The organism is Cereibacter sp. Soil_C_27 (assembly GCF_057657095.1).
Genome location: NZ_JBDGJD010000003.1, coordinates 103,050 through 126,988 on the forward strand (window position 1 = coordinate 103,050; position 23,939 = coordinate 126,988).

Sequence of the window (23,939 nt, forward strand, 5' to 3'; positions counted from 1 at the left end):
GGGAGGAGATCGACATGAAGACAACCACCGCATTGCTGGCCAGCGCCCTCTTTGTGCTGCCGATCGGCGCCGTCGCTCAGGACGCGCCCGGAACGCTCAAGAAGGACAGCTACCGCTTTCTCATCGTGCCGAAGGTCGTGCACCCCTGGTTCGACAAGGTGAACGAGGGCGCGCAGATGGCCGCTGCGGCGCTCGAAGCCCAGACCGGCGCCGATATCGAGATCGTCTATTCCGCGCCGCAGACCGCGGACGTGGTGCAGCAGGTGCAGATCGTGGAGAGCGCCATCTCCACCCGCCCGGACGGCATCGCCATCGACCTGCTCGACCCCTCGGGCAACCGGGCCTCGCTCGAAGCCGCGCAGGGGCAGGACATTCCGCTGGTCATCTTCGACTCCGTGCCGCCCGAAGGCATGGCGATCCCCTACATCGGCTCCGACTTCTGCGAGCAGGCCAAGATCGCCTCGCGTCGTCTGGTCGAGGTTCTCGGCGGCGAAGGCGAAGTGGCGATCATGATGGGCGTGCCGACCGCGCCGAACCATTCGATCCGCGCCGATTGCCACCGCGAGGTCTTTGCCGAGCATCCCGGCATCAAGGTCGTGGCCGAAGGCATCGACAATGACAGCATCGAGATTGCCCAGCAGCAGGCCGCGGCGATCATGCAGGCGAACCCCAACCTCAAGGGCTGGGTCGCTTCGGATGCGGCCGGGCCGATCGGCATCGGCCAGGCGATCGTCGAGGCCGGCAAGGAAGGCGAGGTCACTCTGGTCGGGCTCGACAACCTGCCCGAGATGCTCGAGATGATCCGCAATGGCGTCGCCGACAGCTCTTCGGCCTCGCAGCCGGAACTGCAGGGTTACTGGTCGGTCATGCTGCTCTGGGCGCAAACGACCGGCGCGCCGGTGCCGGGCTACCTCGATACGGGCAATGCCTTCCTGACCAAGGACAACGTGGACGGCTGATCCACCGGAACGGGTGCGGCGGCACGCGCCGCACCCGCATTGCCGTCACCGGCCCGCCCAGGCGGTTGCCGCATCATTCCCGGAGGGCGCATGGCCTATCTTGAAGCCCGCGGTCTCGGCCGCGACTTTCCCGGCGTGACCGCGCTGAACGATGTCGATCTGTCGATCGAACTCGGGCGGACGCATATCCTCGCGGGCGAGAACGGGGCCGGGAAATCGACCCTCGTGAAGATCCTGACCGGCGCCGACCGTCCCAGTCGCGGCAGCGTGCGGATCGACGGGCAGGACCCTGCCGCCCATCCCGAGCTCTACCGCAAGATCGCCTATGTCCCGCAGGAGCTGTCGCTGTTCCAGGACATGACGGTGGCGGAAAACCTGTTCATGCCGTTCGAGCGCACGGGCCATGGCGGGTTGGTGGACCGGCGGAAGATGCAGCGCGAGGCGCAGGTCTACCTCGACCGCTTCGGCATCGACGCCCGCCCGTCCGATCTCGTCCGCTACATTTCCGTGCCCGACCAGCAGCTCCTGCAGATCGCCCGCGCCTCGACCAATGCCGAGATGAAGGTGCTGATCCTCGACGAGCCGACCTCGGCGCTGACGGCGCGCGAGGTGGAGCGGGTGTTCCGCGTGATCCGCGGCTTCATCGACCGCGACCACGCCATCGTCTTCATCTCGCACAAGATGGAGGAGGTCTTCGACATCGGCGACGACTACACCGTGCTGCGCGGCGGGCAGAAGGTGGAGGCGGGCCGGATCGACGCGATCGACGAGCCGCAGCTGATCCGCGCCATGTCCGGGCGCGACATCTCGGTGGATGACCACTTCCGCCCCGAGATCGAGCCGGGCGAAACCCTGATGACCGTGGAAGGCCTAAGCGGCTTCGGCTTCACCGACGTGGCCTTCACCCTGCGTCGCGGCGAGATCCTGGGCTTCGCCGGTCTCGTCGGGGCCGGCCGGTCGGAGGTGATGCAGACCATCTTCGGCTACCGCAATGCCCGCGCCGGCCGCGTGACGGTGGAGGGCAAGCCCTGGCGGCTCGACGACACCGCCGCCTCGGTGCAGGGCGGCATGATCTACATCTCCGAAGAGCGCAAGCATCACGGCATCCTGCCGCTCCTGTCGCTGCGCGAGAACATCGGCATCTCGGTGCTCGCCCTGACGAACGGCAGCCTCGGGATCGACGCGGGCAGGGAGCGCACGCTCGTCCAGCGCGTCATCGGCGACTACGGCATCCGCGCTGCCGGGATGGAGCAGCGGATCTCGAACCTCTCGGGCGGCAACCAGCAAAAGGCCATCATCGGCCGCGCGATGGCCACGACGCCCCGCATCCTCATCTTCGACGAGCCGACCAAGGGCATCGACATCGGCACCAAGGCGGAGATCTACCGCATCATGAAGGACCTCGCCGAAACCGGCGTGGGCATCCTGCTGGTCTCCTCCGAGATGACAGAGCTGCGGCGCTGCGCCAGCCGCATCGTCACGATGCACGGCGGGCGGGTGACCGGCGATTTCGACGCCGCCACCACCGACCGCGAGACGCTGGTCGGCGCCATCTTCGCAACCGACACCCCGGCCCAAGCTGCGGCCACACCTCAAACGGAGGTCACCCCATGACCGATGGACCCGCCAAGGCGGCCCCCACTGCGCCGGGCTTTGCAACCCTGCTGTTGCGAAACCCGCTTGCCGGCGTCTTCGTCGCGCTGATCGCGATCTTCGTCATCTCGGCGCTGATCTCGCCCTATTTCCTCTCCGCCTACAACATGTCGGTCATCGCGCGCGGCCTCGCCTTCGTCGGTCTCGTGACCATCGCCCAGGCCTCGCTGATGATCCTGGGAGAGCTTGACCTTTCGCTCGGCGCCATCGGCGGGCTCTGCGGCGTGGTCTCGGGCATGCTCATGGTGCAGGCCGGGTTGCCGCCGGTGGTGGCGCTCCTGCTGGCGCTCGTGCTCGGCATGGCGCTCGGCTTCATGAACGGCGTTCTGGTGACGGCCCTGCGCCTGCATTCCCTCGTGCTGACCATCGGCACGGCGGGCATCCTTGGCGGCGCGATCCTCGTGCTGACGAAAGGCGTGGCGATCACCGGCATTCCCGCCGAGATCCACTTCCTCGGCCGCGGCGACGTGCTCGGCGTGCCGGTGCCCTTCCTCATCATGCTGGTCTGCCTCGGCATCGCGTTGTTCCTCACCGCCAAGACCCCCATCGGCCGCTACATGTATGCCATCGGCAACAACCCGGCAGCGGCGAAGATGCTGGGCATCCGCGTGGACCGGATCCGCATCATGGTCTTCACCTTCGCCGGCATGCTTTCGGCGCTGGCGGGGCTCCTGATGGTTGCCCGGCTCGGCACGGCGCAGCCCTCCATCGGTCAGACATGGGTGCTGGCACCGATCGCCGCCGCCGTGATCGGCGGCGTCGCCACCACCGGCGGGGTCGGCTCGCCGCTCGGGGCGATCTTCGGCGCCTGCATCATCGCCATCATCGAGAATATCATCGTGCTCTTCGGCGTTTCCCCCTATTGGCAAGGCGTCGTCTCGGGCGTGATTGTCGTGCTCGCCATTTCCTTCGACGCGCTGTCGCGGCGCTACTTCCGCCGCGATGCGGCCTGATCCGATCAAAGGACCGATCGAATGACCAAGACCAAGAAACTCATTAACGCGCCCGAAGACATCATCCGCGAGCTGATCGAGGGGATGCTCGCCGCCCATCCCGACCTCCTCAGGGTCGAGGGGGCCACGGGCCGGGCGGTCGTGGCGGTGGACGGGCCGCGCGACGGCAAGGTCGGCATCGTTGTCGGCGGCGGCTCGGGGCATGAGCCCGCCTTCGCGGGCTATGTCGGGCGCGGCCTCGCCGATGCGGCGGCGGTGGGCAACATCTTCGCCTCGCCCTCGCCCGAGCAGATCATGGATGCGGCGCGGGCGGCGAACGGCGGCGCGGGCGTGGTGTTCCTCTATGGCAACTACACCGGCGACGTGATGAACTTCACCATGGCCGCCGAAGAGCTGGCCGCGACCGGCGTGCAGGTCCGGCAGGTTCAGGTGGCCGACGACGTGGCCTCGGCTCCGGTGGAGCGTCGGGCGGAACGGCGCGGGATCGCGGGCGATTTCTTCGTCTTCAAGATCGCCGGAGCCGCCGCCGATCTGGGCGAACCCTTGGCCCGGGTGGAGGCGCTGGCGCAGAAGGCGAATGCCGCCACGCTGTCGATGGGCGTGGCGCTCGGCGCCTGCTCGCTGCCGCAGACCGGCAAGCCGAATTTCGAGATCGGCGACGACGAGATGGAAATCGGCATGGGGCTGCATGGCGAGCCGGGCATCCGCCGCGACAAGCTCGCCAGCGCCGACAGCGTCACCGAAGAGCTGATGCAGACGATCCTCGGCGAGATGGAACTGGGCGAGGGCGACCGCGTCGCGGTGCTGGTGAACGGTCTGGGCGCCACCTCGCTGATCGAGCTCTACGTCATCTTCCGCCGCGTGGCGCAGCTTCTCGGCGAACGGAGCGTGTCGATCCACGCCTCATGGGTCGGGGAATACGCCAGCTCGCTGGAGATGGCGGGGGCCTCGGTCACGCTGCTGAAGCTGGACGACGAGCTGGCGAAGCTGCTGGATCACCCCTGCCGCACCGCCGCGCTGACAGTCGGCACGATGCCTTCGGGGTCGACGCAGGGGGTGCGCTCGGCCCAGACGGCGCGGGTGGCGCCGATGGCTGCGGCGCGGGGCGAGGCTGCCGCTCCGCTGATCGCGACGGGCGACGTGACGCCCGTCCTCTTCCGCAAGATGATGCAGCATGTCGGCGAACAGATCATCGCCGAGAAGGACTGGCTGTCGGAGCTCGATGGGGTGATCGGCGACGGCGACCACGGCGTGACGATGGAGATCGGCTGGCGGGCCGTGCAGGCCGCTCTCGCCGACGCCCCGGCAGAGGAGACCATCGACGGCACCTGCAAGCGCATGGCGAAATCCTTCCTCGACGCGGTGGGGGCCTCGTCCGGGCCGCTCTATGCCACCGCCTTCCTGCGGGCCGGGGCAGCGGTCGGGGACCGGCTGAACCTCGACGGCGCGGCGATGGCGCGCTGGCTTGCCGGGGCCTTGCAGGGCATCCGTGATCGCGGGCGGGCGGAGCCGGGCGACAAGACCATGGTTGACGCGTGGATTCCGGCCGTCGAGGCGGCGCAGCAAGCGGCATCGGACGGGCAGGGCACGCTCGACGTGCTGCGGGCCGCGCGCGACGGGGCCGAGGCCGGGATGCGGGCCACGGCGGATCTTGAATCGCGGCGCGGACGGTCGGCCAAGCTCGGCGCGCGGTCCCGCGGCCATATCGACCCCGGCGCGGCCTCCAGCTTCGTCACGCTGCGGGCAATGGCGGCGTCTCTGGAAAAGGCGCTGGCCCCCAATGGTTAAGTTTGTCCTGACGCGAAACTGAAAGTCGCACTAAAACAAAGACTTGACCGGATTTTCACGCGTGAAAATCAGCGTGGCCCCGCCAGCAGCGCGCGGGCCACGCCTTCGTTGGTCACCAGCCGGTTGACGTAACCCGCGCGCAGGATCGCGCGGATGATCTGGATCTTCTCGGTGCCGCCCGACACGAGGATCGACACCGGCTTCAGCGCCAGCTTTTCCGGCGGCAGGGCGATGATCGACTCGTTGAGGAAATGATCCACCGGGCGGCCCTGCGCGTCGAGAAAGCAGCCCATGAACTCCCCCACCGCGCCCTGCCGCACCACATCGTCGAAATGATCCTTCACCACCCGGATCTGCGTCAGCGCGCTGTCCTCGGTCAGCGCGCCGCAGGAGGCCATGCCGAAATCGGCGATCTCGGTCCGTGCCAGCACGTCGGTCAGCTCGTCATTGAGCAGGATCGCATCCCGGCTCTCCGGCCCGGCGCAATAGATCGGCGCGGTAAGGTAATGGCACTCGACATCCAGCATCCGCGCGAAGCTGGTGGCGACCTCGAAGCTGTTGTTGGTCGAAGACCGCGTGACGCCCCCGGTCAGGCCGACAACCCAGCTGCCCGGTTTGGGCCTTGCCTCCAGCCGCTGCGCGGCAAAGCTGAGGGTCCGCCCCGAGGCGATGGCGATGCCCAGATCGCGGTCATGGATCAGCGCGCCCGCCATCGCGCCAGCCGCCTCGCCGATGACCCGCTTCTGCTCGAGATAGGCGGCGACATCCGGGACGACGACCGCATCGGCCAGCCCGTATCGCGCCTGGACCGCGTCGGCCAGCGCGATGCAGTCGATCAGCGGCAGCGAGACCTTGATCTGCACCAGCCCCTCGTCACGCACCTGCCCGATGATCCGGTTCACCTTGAACCGGGTCAGATTCATCTGCGTCGCGATCTCGCCCTGCGTCAGCCCGCCGACGAAGTAATACCACGCCACCCGCGCGCGTTCGAGATCGCTGTCCATCCGTTCCATCGACCGTCCCCAGCTCGCCTTCCGGCCCAGGCCTGCATTTCAATCGGCTTTGTAGGGCAGCTTGCGCCGCGCTTTGCAAGTCTCTTCCGGCGATTTCCGGTCGAAGGCTGGCGTGCGGCGAGAGCGGGCGGCCTCTTTCCCGTTGGCAATGATCGCGGGCTTTGGGAGCCTGCGCTTCGATGGTGGGCGGCTTCCAATGAAACGAACTTTAAGAGGGATGTGTCCCAAAGGCCTGCCCTCAGTGAGGCTTCGGCGCGGGGAAGCGGGAGCCGCAAGGCAATGGGCGTAAGCCATCCGCCAAAAAGCGTAGCCTTGCCAGGCGAGACACTCCTCTCTTGTCCTTGACCTCTTTCCAAGTCCGCCTAAAATTCTACGCTCTGAACACAGGCTCCCTTGCTTCATTTCAAGCCGTCGGCGACGGGACCTGCCTCATCCGCGATATTGCTCTGGCGTGATGATCCTTCCCTATCCGAAGCCGAAACCGATCAGAAACCGACAGATTTAACGCAGCGGTCACGCCGGTTTCACGCGTGGCACCCGCCCATAGATCCATAATGCTCTTGCCCGATAGGAACTTCCTGCTTTGGGGGGACGTCCTTTTGTCCAATTTATTCGACAGTCCCTATACCGCCGAATGCAAGCCCCCGGTCGGGGCGCGGCCGGATTTCGTCGATCTGAGGGATCAGGTCTATGTTCCGTCGCTGGGCCTTTTGAAGGCCGAGGTCTGGCCGGATGCCGCGCTGTTCGACCGGGAGCAGCCGGGACGGCTGATCACCGGCGTGCGGCATCAGGGGGGCAACCCGACCTGCGTGGGCCACGCGCTCGCGGCGGTGATCGACATCCAGCTCTGTCTTCAGGCGCCACCGCCGCCGGGGCAACGGCCGGTGCGGGTGAGCGCGCATATGCTCTACCACATGGGGCGGTATCACGATGCCTGGAAGCCGGGGCAGGTGACCGGACAAGCACCCGGGGGCGAGGCAGAGGGGATCCGGACGCTGCGGGCCGCGGTGAAGGCCTTCTACCATCACGGGGTCTGCCTCGCCGACGGGCCCGAAGGCCCGTTCTGGCCGGATGACGAGGCGCATTTCAAGGAGCCGCTCTGGCCCAGCTCCGCGCTCGCGCAGCGTGCCGAAGAATACACCCTCGGCGCCTATTACCGGCTGTCGTCGCAGCTGAACCATCACCACTCGGCGGTGCAGGAGGCCCACGCGCTGCTGCTCACCGCGCAGATCCATCAGGGCTGGCTTGCGCCTGAGGCCGGCGTGATCAAGCGGCCCGAGGTGGTGGAGGACTACGGCGTGCATGCCTTCGTCGTGCTGGGCTACACCCGGCAGGGCTTTCTGGTCCTGAACTCCTGGGGCGAGGGCTGGGGCGGTCTGCCGGTGCCGCTGGACGGGGCGGCGGTGCCGGCGCCGGGCATCGCGCTCTGGACCTATGCCGACTGGGCGCAGGGCGTCCGCGACGCCTGGGTGCTGCGGCTGGGGGTGCCGGGGCGCGACGCCTTTGCCGCCAATACAGGTGAGCGGGGACTTCCACCCGAGGTCTTCAGCCGGGGCCGGTCGAAGCATTCCGTGCCCTACCGCGAGTTGCGCGGCCAGTTCCTCAACCTCGAGGACGGGCGCTGCGTGGACCGGGGCAATTACGCGACGCCCTTCGGCAGCGAGGCCGCGCTGGCCGAGGTGCTGGCCGAGCTCGAGGCCCGCATCCGGCAGCCTGCCTGCAGTGGCGTCGTGCTGATGTTGCCGGGGATCATGCAGCCGCTGGCAACCGCCTTCGGTCAGGCCGTGCTCCAGACGAGGCGGCTGGAGGCGGCGGGGCTCTTGGGCTTCACCTGCTTCTGGTGCGCGGAGTTCGCCACCGAGGTGAGCGACATCCTGCGCGACATCCTGCAGCGCTGCCGCAGCCGGAGCGGCGCGGATGCGGAGCATTTCGACCAGTTGATCGAGGAGGCCGCCCGCGGGCCGGGGCGGGCTTTCTGGCGCGAGATCCAGCGCAACGCCTTTGCCGCGGTGTTTCCCTGCGACCCCGAAGGCGACGGTCCGGCGGAACAGGCGGCCTGCAAGCCCGACCCGAGCCGCGGCATCCTCTGGGCCGTCTTCGCGCGCATCGCCAAGATCTGTGCCGAAACCGGCAAGCCCTTGCATATCGTGACCGAGGGGGCCGGTGCGCTGGTTCTCGAGGCTCTTGTCGCACGGGCGGATTCCGCCGAAGCCGGTCCCGGCTTTCCGTCGCTGGCGAGCCTCACGCTGGCCTTCCCGGCGCTCTCTGTCCTGCGGGCAAGGAAGACCCTGCTGCCGCTTGTTACGCGCATGCTCGGGGCCGATGCGCGCTCCGTCGCCATCCTCGTGCCGACGCCCGAGCTGGAGGCGCGGCTTTCGGTGCAGGGCTATGGCCGCTCGATGCTGCATCTCATTTCGGAGTCGTTCAGCGACCCGGAAGAAGACGGCCTGCCGCCGGTGATGCTGGGAATGGCGGCGGCGCCGGGTGTCATGGGGCTGGCCTCCCAGACGCTGCCCCGGACGGCTGAGGAGCACGCGCCGGGAGCGCCGTTCCTGCTGACCGATATACCTGCGGGAGGGGCCGTCGAGCCTACGCAGTTGAACGCGGCGCCCATGGTGGAGGCCGCGATCCGGACCCTCCTCCTCGCGGCGCAGGCAAGATTTCCGACACGAAGCTCTTTCACCCCTGTGGAGACGGACGTCATGACCAGGATTTCGGCTCTTGAACTGCAGAACCGGCTGGCAGCCGGGCAGCTGACCTCTGACGAGGCTCAGCGCTACCTGATGGTTGACGAGGCGGCTTCGGGGCTCTTCAGCCCCGTCCTCCGCTTCAACCCCGAGACCGTCGAGATGGACGACGACGGCACCAGATCGGCGATGGTGCTGAACACGCTCAACTTCCACAGCCGCAACATGCGCAAGGCAAACTTCTACCGCCGGATCGGCGAGGGCTATACCGGGCCGCGCATCGCCGCCGAGGGCGACAGCTGGTTTCAGTATCCGCTGCTGCTGAAGGACGTCATCGACTGGGTGGCGGAGGACTATCCGGTCTTCTGCACGAGCGCCGCGGGCGATCTTCTGGAGGATATGGCGGCCAAGCGCGAGTATCTGATGGCAATCCGCGAAAGCGGGGCCTCGGTGCTGCTGCTGTCCGCTGGCGGCAACGACCTCTGCGCCGGAGGCGCGCTGGCCACCCATCTGGAGGCGTTCACGCCGGGGCTGAAACCTGCGGACTACCTGCGTCGCAGCTATCAGGGGCTGATCGACAATGCCATCGGCCATTACGAGCGCATCTGCCGCGACGTGCGCCAGCACCATCCCGAGGTGACGATCATCTGTCACGGCTACGACTATGCCATCCCGAACCGGGGCCGCTGGCTGGGGAAGCCCATGGCGGAGCGCGGGATCACCGATGCCGCGATCCAGACCGCCATCGCCACGGAGATGGTGGACCAGTTCAACCGGGCCCTGCGCCGGATGGCGGCATCGCTGTCGAAGGTGGTCTATGTCGATTGCCGCGGTTCGGTGGCCCCGGGCGGCTGGCATGACGAGCTGCACCCGCGGGATGCGGGCTACCGCTCTGCCGCCAACCGCATTCTCACGGCCATCCGCAGCGCCACGCCGGGGGCTCAGCCGGACAGCCGCACTGTATCGCCAAGCGAGGATCTCGGAAGCCCCGCGGTCGTCAAGGCCGAGACGCGGGCGATGTCGCTGCATGTCGGGCTGAACGCGGTCGATCCGCAGCATTACGCCGGATGGAGCGGCGAGCTCAGGGGTTGCGAGAATGATGCAAGGGCGATGCGGGCGCTGGCCGAGACGCAGGGCTATGCCTCGACGCTTCTGCTGACCCCGCAGGCCACCCGCGAGGCCGTGGTCGAGGGCATCAAGCGCGCTGCGGCCGAGCTGTCGGCGGGGGATCATTTCCTCTTCACTGTCTCGAGCCACGGCGGGCAGGTGCCCGATCTGAACAGCGACGAGCCGGCCTTCGAGGGGGTGCCGCAGCCCGACAGCACGCTTTGCCTGCACGACTGCCAGATCATCGACGACGAGCTGTTCGACCTCTGGACCAGGTTCAGATTGGGCGTGCGCCTCTTCCTTGTCGCGGATTGCTGCCATTCCGGCAGTCTCGCCCGGCTTGCGCCGCCCTCCGCGACCTTCCTGCAGGCGACGAGTCTGGCCGAGATGCAGGCGATGTCGATGCGCGCCTCGCTGCCGCGGCCCAAGGCGATGCCCGTGGAGAAGGCGCGCGAGGTGTTCGAGCAGAACAGGGCGACCTACGAGACCATGGCCGGCCAGTTCCGCCATGTGCAGGAGCGGCTGATCATGTCGCCGATCCAGAGCACGATGCGCGCCTCGCTGATCCAGCTTGCCGCCTGTCAGGTGGAGGAGGTGGCCTTCGACGGCGAGGAGCATGGCGCCTTCACGGCGGCGCTGCTGCGCGCCTGGGACGACGGCAGGTTCGACGGCGACCACGGCGCCTTCCTGCGCCGCATCATCGAGGCGATGGGCCCGTCGCGGCAGACCCCACGGCTCCTGAAGCTGCCACCGGTCGATCCGGGCTTCGCGCTGCAGCGGCCCTTCCTCGTCGGGGGCCTCCGCAAGACCCCCACTCCTGTCACGCCCGGACAGGCCGCTGTCTCGGGCACGCTGCACACCCGGCCGATCTCCCAGCTTCTGCTGGGCGAGGGCGACGAGGACGATGCGGGCAGCGGCGAGGTCGTGGCGACCACGCCCCGCAGCCGCAGCAGTGCAGAGACCATCGCGCGGTTCGAGGAGGCGATCCGCCCGCTCGGCCTGAAGCATTTCAGCGCCGCCGAGCTTCTGTTCCTCGGCAACAGCCACCATGCGCCGGGCAGTGGCGGCTTCGGGCTCAACTCCTTCCCGCCGGAAGAGCTCTGGACCGACGTGATCCGCCCGGCACGGCTGCTCGACGCGCTGCGCGACCGTCTGGGCGCGCCGATCCGCATTTTGAGCGGCTACCGCAACGACGCCTACAATCGGGCCATCGGCGGCGAGCGGAACTCGATGCACAAGAAGTTCATCGCCTTCGACATTGCGGCGGAGGGTATTCCGCCCCGGCTGGTTGCGGAGACGCTGGTGGAGATGCGCGGCGAGGGGCTGTTTCAGGGCGGCATCGGCCGCTACGACGGCTTCACCCATGTCGATACCCGCGGGATCAATGCCGACTGGGGCGGCAATGGCCACAAGGTGCCGAAGGCGGGGCTGACTCCGACCTTCGAGCAGAGCGCGCTGGAGGATCTGGCCAGTCGCGCCTTCCCGATCCGCGATCTGCCCCGGGCGCGCAGTGGCACCGAGGTGCCCGGCAATCTGGAGACGGCAGAGGCGGCGGTGAATGGCGCGAGCCTGCTCAGTCTGGGGGCGGAGCTCACCTATGAGGCGCGGCGGGCGGTGCTCTATTCGACGCAGTTCGCGCAGCGGGCGGCGGATGCGCGGGCGGATCCGGTGGCGGACCGGATCGCCTGGTGGGGCGTCTATACCCAGGCGCTGCGGGCCACCGGCTGGATCACCGAAGGCTCGCAGTTCCGCCGGCACCAGTCCGACAAGCTGTCGGTCTCGATCGACAGCGTCGCGCTGGAGGCCATCGCCAGCTTCGTGGCGGGATCGAAGCTGGCGGCGCTGCAGAAGCTGCTTGCCGAACTGGGGCGCGCGCCCGACAGCGACCGGCGCATCGCCCTTGTCGACCTCTACGGCTCCAGCACCGGCGGCGGCCTGTTCCAGCTGGGCGCCGCCGAGCCGGAGCCAGCGGGGTCGGTCTCGCTCGCGCTTGGCGCCGTGCAGTTCCGCAGCAAGGACCTGAGGAAGCGCATCCTCTTCGCCAGCTGGGGCGGCGAGGAGGCAGAGCTCTGGGTCGCGGCGGAACGGATGACGCTGAACCTCGAGTTTTATCAGGGCGTGGCGCAGAAGATCGTCGAGACCAAGATCAACGACGCTGAGAGGCTCATCGCCACGTTTTCCGTGGCGCCGGCGAGCCTCTCGGCCTGAGCGCATCCGGCTGCCCCGCAGGGCCGTCGAGACAGGCAAGGAGACCACTGAAACCCATCTCAAAGGAGAGAAACCATGAAGATCATCTTTACCATGCTGCTGGCAACTGCCCTCGCCATCGCCGGGCTGGTTGTCTCCGGACCCTCCGCGGCGCAGGCGCAGGCCTGCAACCCCGCGGTCCAGCCCTGCTGAACCCGGCGCCCGCTTGTCATCAACCGCCCCGGTCGGGGCTTCCCTGTCAGCGAGGTCATCATGCAGTTCTGGCTCGCGTTCTTCTTCGGCGTGATCGTCCTGTGGCTTTTCGCGCGCGAACAGTTCAACCAGCCGTCATGGACCTATGACGGACGGCTGACACGGATCCTCAGCGTGCCGCATCTGCGGGGAGACAAGGTGCGCAAGCGGGCCCTTCTGGTCTATGTCATGCTGCTCATCATCGTCTACGCGGTCTTCGTCTTTCTGGCCGGGGCCATCGTCATCGCGGCGGAGAACGGGGTCGGCGCGGCGGTTCAGGCGGGGGACGCCTCGGCTCTGGCGCTCGGGCTGCCGAGCGCCACGGTGCCGCTTTCCGTCAGTCTTGCGATGGTGGGGGTCGCGCCACGTTTCGAACTCCTCACCCAGATCGAGCGGAAGATCCGCGAGGCCGCCCATGAGCTGATGGGCCTGCCGCGGGCGCTGCTGTCCTCCGGCAATGCGATCGCCGAGCGGCCGCTGAGCCTCGATGACATCGGCTGCGAGAATTTCATCGCGGCCGACCTCAAACGCTACGTCGGCCATATCGAGGCCGCCGCCGCGGTCTTCGGCCGCGAGGCGGTCAAGGTGAAGCGGTTCGAGCGGCATCTTCTGAAGCTCATCGCTTACAAGGTGTGGATCATGGACGGGGTCTGGCCCTCGCTGCCGACGCGGGCACCCTACGAGGCGCTCGAAGCCGGTCTCTCCGTCGATATCAACGCCTGTTTCGCGGATCTGGACGATATCGCCGCCATTCCCCTCGAGGGCCTGTCGATGCCCGAGAGGAATGCGCTGTTGAAACGCTGGGACGATCGGCTGCGCGCCACACAGGAGTTGTGCGGCGAGATCTGCACGCTGATGTTCATCTACTCCGAGAAGGAGGACCCGAGACTGGCCCGGCCCGCCGATCCCGCGCAGCGGAGCATCGCGGCCTTCTTCGAGCGGTCGAGCAGCGGCAGGTCGGCGGCGCCCGAGCTCGACATCGCCACGCTGTCGCTTCTGGCGGCGGGGCTCATTGCCGGGGCATGGGGCTATGTCGGCGTGGCGCTTCGACCGCTCTACGGCCTGTCGCCCGACAACCCGGGCGTGGGCGCGCTGCTGGCGGCGATCTCGGCACTCTGCATCTATGGGCCGCCGATCTTCCTCGCGGCCTCGCGAAACAGCAGGCTGTCCGGCACGGCGCTGAACATCCGGGGGTATCTTGCAAATTTCGTCATCGCCGCCGCCGTGTCGCTGCTGCTGCTGGTCTTCCTCAATCTGGGTCAGGCGCTGGTGAGGGGCTTTCTCGGTGCCGATGTCCTGCTGCGGGCGCTTCTGGCGGCGGTGCTTGTCGAGGCGCCCCTGGCGGTTCTCGGCGCGGTTCAAGGCATCTTCGTCACGCTCTACTTCCGCATTCACCGGAAGTCCCCCGATGCGGAGGCGGTGCCGCGGGCGCGTCTGGTCGCCATCAGCGTGGTGACGCTGGTGCTTGCCTCGATCGTCGCCAATCATCTCATCGTCGCGGCCTACGGGCAGTTCGGCGGGAGCCGGGCCTTCACGCTCGCGGATTTCGTATTGCGCGTTCCGGCTGCCGGCCTCGTGGCGCTGACCATCGGGCTGGTGATGAACACGGCGCTCTTCCCGCGGCGGGAGGGCGCCGGAGCACACGGTCAGGTGGCTGCGTAGCGGGTGTCAGAGCGGAGGTGCGTCTGGGCCGGGGCGGCCCGCCGCGGTCGCTGAGGAGAACCGGGCGCGGAAGCGGGCCATTTCGCGGTCGGTGGGCGCGGCGCCGGTGTAGATCTCGACATAGGTCGGGATGCGCAGCAGGCGGGTCTCGATCGTCTCATTCGCCTGCATCGAGATATAGCCGATCTGAACGAGATAGATCGTGCGGGCGCGCACATCGGCCTCGTCCGGGGAATGGCCCCAGTGGACGAGCATCGCCTGCAGCGCCGCGAGGCGGGCGGCGTCGGCGCTCTCGATCCGGGCGGCCACCGCCGCGTTCTGCAGCGCCCAGCTGCGCACCGCGAATTCCAGCCGCGAATCGAACCCGTCCGACAGGAAGCAGCTGAGGACGTTCAGCATCGCCTCGGCCCGGGTTTCGGCATATTGGGCGGCCGAGCCGATCAGCGGCTGGGTCGTGCGCGTCTCCCACATCTCGAGAAGGGCGTCGAGCAGCTCCTCCCGTTCCTGGAAGAACCAGTAGAAACTGGTCCGCGACAGGCCCAGCTGCTTGGCAAGTATCTGAATCTTCACGGCGTCCACGCCGTTTTCGACCAGCGCGCAATAGCCTGCCTCGAGCCAGCCCTCGCGCGATCCGCGCCACCCGGTCTCTGTGTTGTCGCGTGCTTTCATGCTCAGGGGATAGAGCCTTCCCATGCCCGTTTCAATCGTCAAGATTTCAAGCATGTATGGCCTCTGGTCACCTGCGACATTTTAATTGACACCTGTGAACATTTTGCGCGATGACATTGGTGTGAAGCTCCACCGAAAAGGCAGATGCGATGTCGAACGATCCTCTCCTGCAGCCGTATCAGCTCAAGCATCTGACGCTTCGCAACCGGATCATGATCACCAGCCACGAGCCGGCCTATCCCGAGGACGGGATGCCGAAGGAGCGGTACCGCGCCTATCACGTGGAGCGGGCGAAGGCGGGCGTGGCGCTGACGATGACGGCGGGTTCGGCCTCGGTCGCCAGAGACAGCCCGCCGGTGTTCAACAACATCCTCGTCTGGAAGGACGAGGTGGTCGGCTGGATGAAGCAGCTGGTGGACGAGTGCCACGACCACGGCGCAGCCGTGATGATCCAGCTGACGCACCTCGGCCGTCGCACCCGCTGGGACAAGGCCGACTGGCTGCCGGTGGTGGCGCCGAGCCACGAGCGCGAGGCCGCGCACCGCGCCTTCCCGAAGCGGATGGAGGACTGGGACATCGCCCGCATCATCGGCGACTTCGCCGATGCGGCGGAGCGGATGAAGGCGGCAGGCGTCGACGGGATCGAGCTGGAGGCCTACGGCCACCTGCTCGAGCAGTTCTGGTCGCCGCTGACCAACGACCTTGACGCGCCTTACGGCGGGAGCCTCGACAACCGGCTGCGCTTCACCTTCGACGTGCTTCGCGCGATCCGCGAGCGCTGCGGCGACGAGTTCATCGTCGGCCTGCGCTACACTGGCGATCAGGACCTGCCGGGCGGCATGGCGAAGGCCGAGGGGATGGAGGTCTCGCAGAAGCTGAAGGCCAGCGGCCTCGTCGATTTCCTGAACGTGGTGAAGGGCCATATCGACACTGATCCGGGCCTCACCGACCTGATCCCGATCCAGGGCATGCGCAGCGCGCCGCATCTCGATTTCGCGGGCGAGATCCGGGCCGCGACCAACTTCCCGGTCTTCCACGCCGCGCGCATCCCGGATGTCGCGACCGCACGCCATGCCATTGCCAGCGGCAAGCTCGACATGGTGGGGATGACGCGGGCGCATATGGCCGACCCGCATCTGGTGCGCAAGGTCATCGAGGGGCGCGAGGACGACATCCGGCCCTGCGTCGGCGCCAACTACTGTCTGGACCGGATCTATCAGGGCGGCATGGCCTTCTGCCTGCACAACGCGGCGACCGGGCGCGAGCAGACGATGCCGCAAAGCATTGCGGCAGCCGAGGCGAAGAAGCGGATCACCATCGTCGGCGCCGGTCCGGCGGGGATGGAGGCGGCGCGGGTGGCCGCCGAGCGCGGCCATGCCGTCACCGTCTTCGAGGCGGCGGACCGGCCGGGCGGCCAGATCCGCCTGACGGCGCTGGACGAACGGCGGCGCGAGATGATCTCCATCATCGACTGGCGCACGGCGCAATGCGAGAAGCACGGCGTCACCTTCAACTTCAACAGCTTCGCCGATGCGGCGGATGTGCTGGCGACCGGGCCCGACGAGGTGATCGTGGCCACCGGCGGGCTGCCGCATGTCGAGGTGCTGGAGGACGGCAACGATCTGGTCTGCTCGGCCTGGGACATCCTGTCGGGCGATGTGAAGCCGGGGCAGTCCGTGCTGATCTTCGACGACGCGGGCGATCACGCGGCGCTTCAGGCGGCGGATCTGATCTCGGCCACCGGCGCGCAGGTCGAGATCGTGACCCCGGACCGGAGCTTCGCGCCGGAAGTCATGGCGATGAACCTCGTGCCCTACATGCGCAACCTGCAGAAGCGCGACACGACCTTCACCGTCACATGGCGCCTGCTCTCGGTGGCGCGCGAGGGCAACCGGCTGCGCGCGGTGCTGGGCAGCGACTACGGCGATGTCCGGCGCGAACGTCTGGTGGATCAGGTGGTGGTCAACCACGGCACCCGGCCGCTGGACGATCTCTATTTCGAGCTGAAGCCGCTGTCGCGCAATCTGGGCGAGGTGGATTACGACGCGCTGACCGAGGGACGGGTGCAGGCGCTCGACCAGAACCCCGGCGCCGCGTTCCGGCTGTTCCGCATCGGCGATGCGGTGTCGGCGAGGAACACTCATGCGGCGATTTATGACGCGCTGCGCCTCGTGAAGGATCTGTAAATACACCCGCCTCCGATGGGGGCGGATCATCGGACCGGAAAGGGGGGCGAAGACCTCCCGCTGAATACGCCACCTCATCACCTCCAACAGGGAAACGCTCATGAAACTTCTTGCTTCGACAACGGCCCTCCTCCTCGGCAGCGTCTTCGCCGCCCCCGCCATGGCGCAGGATGGCCAGTGCGGCGATCTGTCGATCGCCCAGATGGGCTGGGCCTCGGCCGAGATCATGACCGAGGTCGCCAAGTTCCTGCTGGAGCAGGGCTATGGCTGCTCGGTCGATCTGGTGAAATCCGACACGATCCCCGCCATCACCTCGGTGGCAGAGAATGGCGAGCCGGATATCGTGACCGACCTCTGGCTGAACTCGGCCGGCGAGGCCTATACCAAGCTGGAGCAGGCCGGCACCATGGTCACGCTGACCAACGTGCTCGATCCGGGCGGCGTCGAGGGCTGGTGGCTGCCGACCTATCTGGTCGAGGCGCATCCCGAGCTCGCCACCATCGAGGGCGTGATGGCCAACCCCGAGCTGGTCGGTGCGCAGTTCAACAACTGCCCCGAGGGTTGGGGCTGCCGCGTGGTGAGCGACAACCTCGTGCGCGCGCTCGACCTCGAGGCGTCGGGGATCAAGGTGTTCAACCACGGGTCGGGCGAAACGCTGGCCTCGTCGATGGGCTCGGCCGTGACCTCCGAGCAGCCGTGGTTCGGCTATTACTGGGGGCCGACTGTGCCGCTGGGCAAGTACCAGATGACCCGCGTGGCCCTCGGCGCCTATGACGAGCAGAAGTTTGCCAACCTGCAGAACCCCAACGCTCCTGAGCCGCAGGTGTCGGATTTCCCGGAGGCGCCGAGCGTCACCGCCGTCACCGCCAAGCTGGTGGAGGAGAAGCCCGAGGTCGTCGAATTCCTGCGCAAGATGACGTTCAAGACTTCGGAAATGAGCGCGCTTCTGGCCTGGCAGGACGAGAACAAGGCCTCGGCACAGGAAGCCGCGGTGCAGTACATCTCCACGAGCAGCGCCGACTGGTCCACCTGGCTCTCCGACGGCGCGCGCGAGAAGCTCTCGACGCTGATCAAGTAAGCCGTTCCCTGTCTAGGATGCTGCCGGCGCTCCCCTCGGGGCGCCGGCGGTTTGACGGGTTTCAGGACGCAGGGGGGGCGCAGGCATGGCCAGCTATGACAGGCTGTTTGAAATACTCGGGCTGAGCGACTGGTGCGCGCGCGGCGAAAGCGGCGGCGGGCCGATGTCCATGGCCGATCTGCTGGCCCAGGCGCAGGGCGGGGCGGGAGAGGAAACCTCTCTCTGGTCGCTGCCGATCCCCTCGCTGAACGCGCTGCACGATGCCTGCGCTGCCTTTCCGCAGACCCGCGACCTGACGCTGGGGCTGGAGCGCGGCTTTCTGTCGGCGCGTGACGTGCTGCGCGTGGTGCTCGACCCGCTGACGCAGCCGCTGTCCTGGATGCTGAGCGAGACGATCTGGCTGATGACCGCGACGCCTTGGTTCGTCATGCTGCCGATCCTGCTGCTGCTGACCTGGCTCGTGTCGCGCTCGGCGCAGGTGCTGGTGCTGGTAGCGGTCGCGCTGGCGACGCTGGCCTTCGTGGATCACTACACCGAGGCGATGCAGACCTTGGCGATCATCTTCGTCTGTGCCTTCATCTGCGTGCTGTTCGGCGTGCCCATCGGCATCGCCATGTCGCGAAGCAACCGGCTGCAACGGGTGATGACGCCGATCCTCGACATGCTGCAGACCCTGCCGGCCTTCGTCTATCTCATCCCGCTGATCTTCCTGTTCAGCGTGACCGAGCCGAAGCTCTACGGCATCGCCATCATCCTCTACGCCATCGTCCCGGTGATCCGGCTGACCGATCTCGGCATCCGGCTGGTGGACCGCGACGTGATCGAGGCGGCGGATGCCTTCGGCATGACCAAGCAGCAGAAGCTGTTCGGGGTGCAGATCCCGCTGGCGCTGCCCAACATCATGGCGGGCGTGAACCAGACCATCATGATGAGCCTGGCCATGGTGGTGATCGCCTCTCTGGTGTCTGCCCCCGGTCTGGGCGTGCTGGTGCTGCGCGGCATCCGCAATCTGGAGCTGGGCGTCGGGCTGATCGCGGGCTTCGGCATCGTGCTCTTGGCGATCATTCTGGACAGGGTGACCAAGTCGGCGCTGGCCCGGCTGGATGCCAGCAAGGCGGGCCGGGGATGAAGGGCGCAGCGATGAACAGACCTGTCAAAGTTTCGATCCGCCATCTCTACAAGATCTTCGGCGACACTCCGCAGGCGGCGCTGGCCGATGTGCTGGGCGGGATGAGCAAGGCCAACCTGCTGGCGACGCGCCGCCACGTCCTTGGGCTGTCGGACATCAACATCGACATGCACGAGGGCGAGATCACGGTCATCATGGGCTTGTCCGGGTCGGGCAAGTCGACGCTGATCCGCCACCTCAACCGGCTGATCGAGCCGACGGCGGGCGAGGTGCTGGTGGATGGCGAGAACATCCTGACCTTCAACGAGGCCCGGCTGCGCGATCTGCGCCGCAAGACCATGTCGATGGTGTTCCAGAAATTCGCGCTGCTGCCGCACCGGACGGTGCTGCAGAACGCCGGGATGGCGCCGGCCACCACCGGCATCCCCATTTCCCGCTACCAGCCCGATGCGCAGAAGTGGCTGGAACGGGTCGGGCTCGGCGGTTACGGCGACCGCTACCCGCATCAGCTCTCGGGCGGGATGCAGCAGCGGGTGGGGATTGCCCGCGCGCTGACCTCGAACTCCGGCATCATGCTGATGGACGAGGCCTTTTCGGCGCTCGACCCGCTGATCCGCACCGACATGCAGGATCTGCTGCTGGAGCTGCAGCGCGAGCTGCACAAGACCATCGTCTTCATCAGCCATGACCTCGACGAGGCGCTGAAGCTGGCCGACCATCTGGTGATCCTGAAGGACGGGCTGGTCGTCCAGCAGGGCGAGCCGCAGGAGATCCTGCTCAATCCGTCCGATCCCTATATCGAGGCCTTCGTCGGCGACATCAACCGCGCGCGGGTGCTGCGGGTCCGCTCGGTCATGGTCGAGGGGCCGGTCGAGGGCGAGATCGCCGGCAGCGTCGATGCGGATGACAATCTGGAGCATGTGCTGTCCCTGTCGGAGGGCAACCCGACGCACCGCTACCGGGTGACGCGCAAGGGCGAGCCGGTGGGCATGCTGGAGATGACGACGCTGATCCGGGCGCTGGTGCCGAAGCGGGCGGCCTGATCCGGGGAGAGACAGCGATGCGGATCGGGATCATCGGCGCGACCGGCTGGCTTGGCTCGGCGCTGGGGAAGCGGCTGCTGGAGCTGGGTCTGGTCGCGGCGGAGGATCTGGTGCTGCTGAACCGCAGCGGGCCGCGCCCGGAGTATCACGGGCACGACCGGGTGATCTGGGCAAAGAACCCCTCGGATCTGGCGCGGCAGGTCGATGTCGTCGTGCTGTCGGTCCGGCCGCAGGACTGGCCTGCGCTGGACCTGCGGGCGGAGGACAGGCTGGTGCTGTCCTTCATGGCGGGGGTGCGGGGGGAAGCCTTGCGCGCCTGCGGCGGGCGCGTGGTGCGGGTGATGCCCAATGCGGCGGCGGAGATCGGCCAGTCCTACTCGCCTTGGTGGGCGGCATCCGAACTCTCGGCTGCAGACCGGGCGACGGTGACGCAGGTGCTGTCGGCCATCGGCACCTCGGACGAGCTGGAATCGGAAGACCAGATCGACCTGACGACGGCGCTTCCGGGGTCGGGCGCGGCCTATCCGGCGCTGATGGCGGTTGCGATGGCCGAGTTCCTGCGCGAGCGGGGCGTGGCGGAGCAGATCGCTTGGCGTTCCGCCGAGGCGGCGGTTTGCGGCGGGGCGCAACTGCTGGCCGGGCGGGTCGCCGAGGCGCCGGCGATGGTCGCCGCCTACCGCGACTACCGGGGCGTCACGGCGGCAGGTCTGGAGGCGGCGGAAGACGCCGGTTTCAGCCGCGCGATCCTGCGGGCGCTGGAGGCGGCGACGGAGGCGGCCCGCAAGCTGGGCTAGGTCGCGTTCTCTACCAGCCAGCGCGCGAAGAGCCGGGCATTGGCCGAGGCGCGGGGCCGGACCCGCAGGCAGAAGGGCACGGTGGAGGGGATGCTCTCGGGCACGAGGTTCACCAGCCGCCCGCGCGCCAGCATCCCCTGCATCAGCCCTTCCCAGCCCAGAACCGCGCCGACATCGTCCTCCGCCGCCTGCAGCGCGATCATGTGGTTGTTCACGAGAAAGCTGCGGCCGCGCGGGGCAGGGTGGCCGAGGGCGCGGAACCACTCCTCCCAGCCGGTCCAGGGAGAGTCTTCGCCGCTCAGATGCACGAGGGGCGCGCGCAGCAGGTCGGTCACGCCTTGGACCCGGTGCTCGGCGGCGAAATGGGCAGTGCCGAGCGCCACGATCCGGTCGCGGAACAGCTCCTGCCAGTCGTCGCCGTCGCGCGCGGGGGCCATGTAGCCGATCGTCATGTCGTGCCGTCCGGCGGCAGGCTCGACGTCGCTGACGATCTGCGCGACGGTGATCGAGGGATGGGTCTTCCAGAAGGTGGTGATCTTCGGCGTCAGCCACAGCGCGCTGACCGCCGTGGTGGCGCGGATGGTCACGTCCACCGCCTGCGGCCGTTCGCGCAGATGGGTGACGGCGGCGGAGATCCCCTCGAACCCGCGCTGCAGCGCCACGAGCAGGAAGGCGCCCTTCTCGGTCAGCCCGACGCCACGATGGCGGCGCAGGAACAGCGCGCAGCCCAGATCCTCCTCCAGCGCCTTGATCTGATGGCTGACGGCGGCAGGCGTGACGTTAATCTCGTTTGCCGCAGCCTTGAAACTCCCATGCCGCCCCGCCGCCTCGAAACAGATCAGCGCCGTCATGGAGGACAAGTCGTAAGGGCGTTCCATCCTGTCGGTCCCGTGCTGTTTTCAGATGAACTGAAGTAATCCTGAGTGAAATTTTCTGCCATTGTCAACGCGACTTCGCCGCAGGACACTCGGCGCAAAGACAGGGAGCCATCATGTCCGCCACCGAGACCAGCATCCAGACCCTGCTCGCGCGCCGCCGTCCCGGCCACGCGCTGGAGCAGTCGTTCTACACCTCGCCCGAGATCTACCAGCTGGATCTGGAGCATATCTTCTACAAGGACTGGCTCTTCGCCATCCCGGCCTGCCAGCTGACCAAGGCGGGAAGCTATGTGACGCTGCAGGTCGGAGCCTATCAGATCGTCATCGTCAAGGGCGCGGATGGGGAGGTGCGGGCCTTCCACAACACCTGCCGCCACCGCGGCTCGGTGATCTGCAAGTCGCGCGAGGGCAAGGTGGCCAAGCTGGTCTGCCCCTACCACCAGTGGACCTACGGGCTGGATGGCAAGCTGCTCTGGGCCAACAGCATGGGGCCGGAGTTCGATCCGACCGCGCATGGCCTGCGCAGCGTGGCGCTGCGTGACCTGCACGGGCTGATCTACATCTGCCTGTCGGACACGCCGCCGGATTTCGACGCCTTCGCCGAGCAGGCGGCGCCCTATCTGGGCGTGCATGATCTTCGGGACGCCAAGGTGGCGCATAGCTCCTCGATCATCGAGAAGGGCAACTGGAAGCTGGTCTGGGAAAACAACCGCGAGTGCTACCATTGCAGCGGCAATCACCCGGCGCTCTGCCGGTCCTTCCCGCTGGACCCCGAGATCGCGGGGGTCTCCGCCGACGGTTCGATCTCGGCGACGCTGCAGGGCCATTTCGATGCCTGCGCGGCATCCGGTGCGCCAGCGCAGTTCCTCCTGAGCGCGGACGGCCAGTACAGGCTGGCCCGGATGCCGCTGCAGCACCCGGCGGTCAGCTACACGATGGATGGCGCGGCGGCGGTGCGGCGGCAGCTCGGCCGGGTGACGAAGCCCGATGCCGGATCGCTTCTGGTGTTCCACTATCCCAGCACCTGGAACCACTTCCTGCCCGACCACTCCCTGACCTTCCGCGTGACGCCGATCAGCCCGACCGAAACCGAGGTGACAACCACCTGGCTCGTCCACAAGGACGCGGTGGAGGGCGTCGATTACGACCTCAAGCGGCTGACCGAGGTCTGGATCGCCACCAACGACGAGGACCGCGAGATCGTGGAGACCAACCAGACGGGCATCTTCTCCCCCGCCTACACGCCCGGTCCCTATTCGCCGAACTGGGAAAGCGGCGTGATCCAGTTCATCGACTGGTACGCGGACTGGATGGAGCGCGCCCTCCCGACGCAGACGCGGCTGGCGGCAGAGTGAGGGGAGGCGCTGGGGCGAGAGCTTTGATGAAAAGGGGCGGTCCGAAAATCCAGAGAGGCGGGCCGCGATCTGGCGGGTGCTGAGATACGGGACTCGAAGTTGCGCTATCGGGGCGTATCTTCCTGCCGACCTGCGCATTCCTGATGTTCCTGCCAGAACGTCCCGGCGCGCAGGCGATGGTTTTTGAGCGGCGGAACTGCCGAGTCCACTTCTGAGGATTTGCGTCAGTTCTCAGTGGCGGCGCGGCTGCGGATCGTGGGCAACCGTGCCACGCGGGCAGTCTCCGCAACAAGTCGCGCGCGACAGCACCGACACGGCCTCCATCGCCGTGGGTCGATACCGACCTCGTCAGGAAAAGCGGCTTCCGAGCCGCGTCAGCAGCCACCCCGCGCCTCCCCTTCCGATGACCCCCCGCCCATTCGACCAAGGTCCAGTCCCCTCTCGGACCAAGGGCCTGCGATCTGCCCGCTTTGCGTCGCATAAAGTCTGAGACGGCTGGACTCGTGATTTGAGCCGGGTGGCGCGACGCTTGGGAATGCCTGCCCG

Annotated in this window: 15 protein-coding genes; 12 read left to right on the top strand and 3 right to left on the bottom strand. The window is 67.5% G+C overall.

Features of this window, described 5'->3' with window-relative positions:
• The first annotated feature begins 14 nt into the window (after positions 1–14).
• From AC3A5Z_RS12615 to dhaL, 4 genes are all read left to right on the top strand, one after another.
• Positions 15–959, top strand: a complete 945-nt coding sequence (locus AC3A5Z_RS12615; protein WP_487519697.1) for a substrate-binding domain-containing protein — start codon at positions 15–17, stop codon at positions 957–959.
• Positions 960–1,049: 90 nt separating this feature from the next.
• Positions 1,050–2,573, top strand: a complete 1,524-nt coding sequence (locus tag AC3A5Z_RS12620) for a sugar ABC transporter ATP-binding protein (protein WP_487519698.1) — start codon at positions 1,050–1,052, stop codon at positions 2,571–2,573.
• The gene (locus tag AC3A5Z_RS12625; protein ID WP_487519699.1) at positions 2,570–3,565 is read left to right on the top strand and encodes an ABC transporter permease; all 996 of its coding nucleotides are present in this window, start codon (positions 2,570–2,572) and stop codon (positions 3,563–3,565) included. The genes AC3A5Z_RS12620 and AC3A5Z_RS12625 overlap by 4 nt, the downstream gene beginning before the upstream one ends.
• Before the next feature lie 21 nt (positions 3,566–3,586).
• Complete coding sequence (dhaL, locus tag AC3A5Z_RS12630) at positions 3,587–5,353, top strand: dihydroxyacetone kinase subunit DhaL (RefSeq protein ID WP_487519700.1); 1,767 nt, start codon at positions 3,587–3,589, stop codon at positions 5,351–5,353.
• 68 nt (positions 5,354–5,421) lie between these two features.
• On the opposite strand, the gene AC3A5Z_RS12635 is transcribed toward dhaL, so the two are convergent.
• Positions 5,422–6,366: a sugar-binding transcriptional regulator gene (locus AC3A5Z_RS12635; RefSeq protein ID WP_487519701.1), complete on the bottom strand. Its 945-nt coding sequence runs from the start codon at positions 6,364–6,366 to the stop codon at positions 5,422–5,424.
• Between the two features lie 599 nt (positions 6,367–6,965).
• Here AC3A5Z_RS12635 and AC3A5Z_RS12640 point away from each other — a divergent pair.
• Positions 6,966–12,368 carry a D-Ala-D-Ala carboxypeptidase family metallohydrolase gene (locus tag AC3A5Z_RS12640; protein ID WP_487519702.1) on the top strand — a complete coding sequence of 1,801 codons (5,403 nt, stop codon included), beginning with the start codon at positions 6,966–6,968 and terminating at the stop codon, positions 12,366–12,368.
• Positions 12,369–12,620: 252 nt separating this feature from the next.
• Entirely contained in the window at positions 12,621–14,261 is a 1,641-nt protein-coding gene (locus tag AC3A5Z_RS12645) for a hypothetical protein (protein ID WP_487519703.1), read from the top strand.
• 6 nt (positions 14,262–14,267) lie between these two features.
• On the opposite strand, the gene AC3A5Z_RS12650 is transcribed toward AC3A5Z_RS12645, so the two are convergent.
• Entirely contained in the window at positions 14,268–14,930 is a 663-nt protein-coding gene (locus AC3A5Z_RS12650; RefSeq protein ID WP_487519704.1) for a TetR/AcrR family transcriptional regulator, read from the bottom strand.
• A 149-nt stretch (positions 14,931–15,079) separates the two neighbouring features.
• Between AC3A5Z_RS12650 and hpbA the strand changes: the two genes are divergently transcribed.
• The 5 genes from hpbA to AC3A5Z_RS12675 all read left to right on the top strand — a co-directional run bounded on the left by hpbA (position 15,080) and on the right by AC3A5Z_RS12675 (position 21,160).
• The gene (gene hpbA, locus AC3A5Z_RS12655; RefSeq protein ID WP_487519705.1) at positions 15,080–17,116 is read left to right on the top strand and encodes an N-methyl-L-proline N-demethylase HpbA; all 2,037 of its coding nucleotides are present in this window, start codon (positions 15,080–15,082) and stop codon (positions 17,114–17,116) included.
• A gap of 100 nt (positions 17,117–17,216) precedes the next feature.
• On the top strand, positions 17,217–18,194 hold the full coding sequence (locus AC3A5Z_RS12660; RefSeq protein WP_487519706.1) for a glycine betaine ABC transporter substrate-binding protein: 978 nt from the start codon (positions 17,217–17,219) through the stop codon (positions 18,192–18,194).
• 85 nt (positions 18,195–18,279) lie between these two features.
• Positions 18,280–19,323, top strand: coding sequence for an ABC transporter permease (locus AC3A5Z_RS12665; protein WP_487519707.1), 1,044 nt, complete (start codon positions 18,280–18,282; stop codon positions 19,321–19,323).
• 11 nt (positions 19,324–19,334) lie between these two features.
• Entirely contained in the window at positions 19,335–20,366 is a 1,032-nt protein-coding gene (locus AC3A5Z_RS12670; protein ID WP_487519708.1) for a quaternary amine ABC transporter ATP-binding protein, read from the top strand.
• Positions 20,367–20,383: 17 nt separating this feature from the next.
• A complete protein-coding gene (locus tag AC3A5Z_RS12675) occupies positions 20,384–21,160 on the top strand; it encodes a pyrroline-5-carboxylate reductase family protein (RefSeq protein WP_487519709.1) in 777 nt (258 codons plus the stop codon).
• Here AC3A5Z_RS12675 and AC3A5Z_RS12680 read toward each other — a convergent pair.
• Entirely contained in the window at positions 21,157–22,038 is an 882-nt protein-coding gene (locus tag AC3A5Z_RS12680) for a LysR family transcriptional regulator (protein WP_487519710.1), read from the bottom strand. The genes AC3A5Z_RS12675 and AC3A5Z_RS12680 overlap by 4 nt on opposite strands.
• 113 nt (positions 22,039–22,151) lie before the next feature.
• Between AC3A5Z_RS12680 and AC3A5Z_RS12685 the strand changes: the two genes are divergently transcribed.
• Positions 22,152–23,393: an aromatic ring-hydroxylating oxygenase subunit alpha gene (locus AC3A5Z_RS12685; protein WP_487519711.1), complete on the top strand. Its 1,242-nt coding sequence runs from the start codon at positions 22,152–22,154 to the stop codon at positions 23,391–23,393.
• The last annotated feature ends 546 nt before the right edge of the window (positions 23,394–23,939 follow it).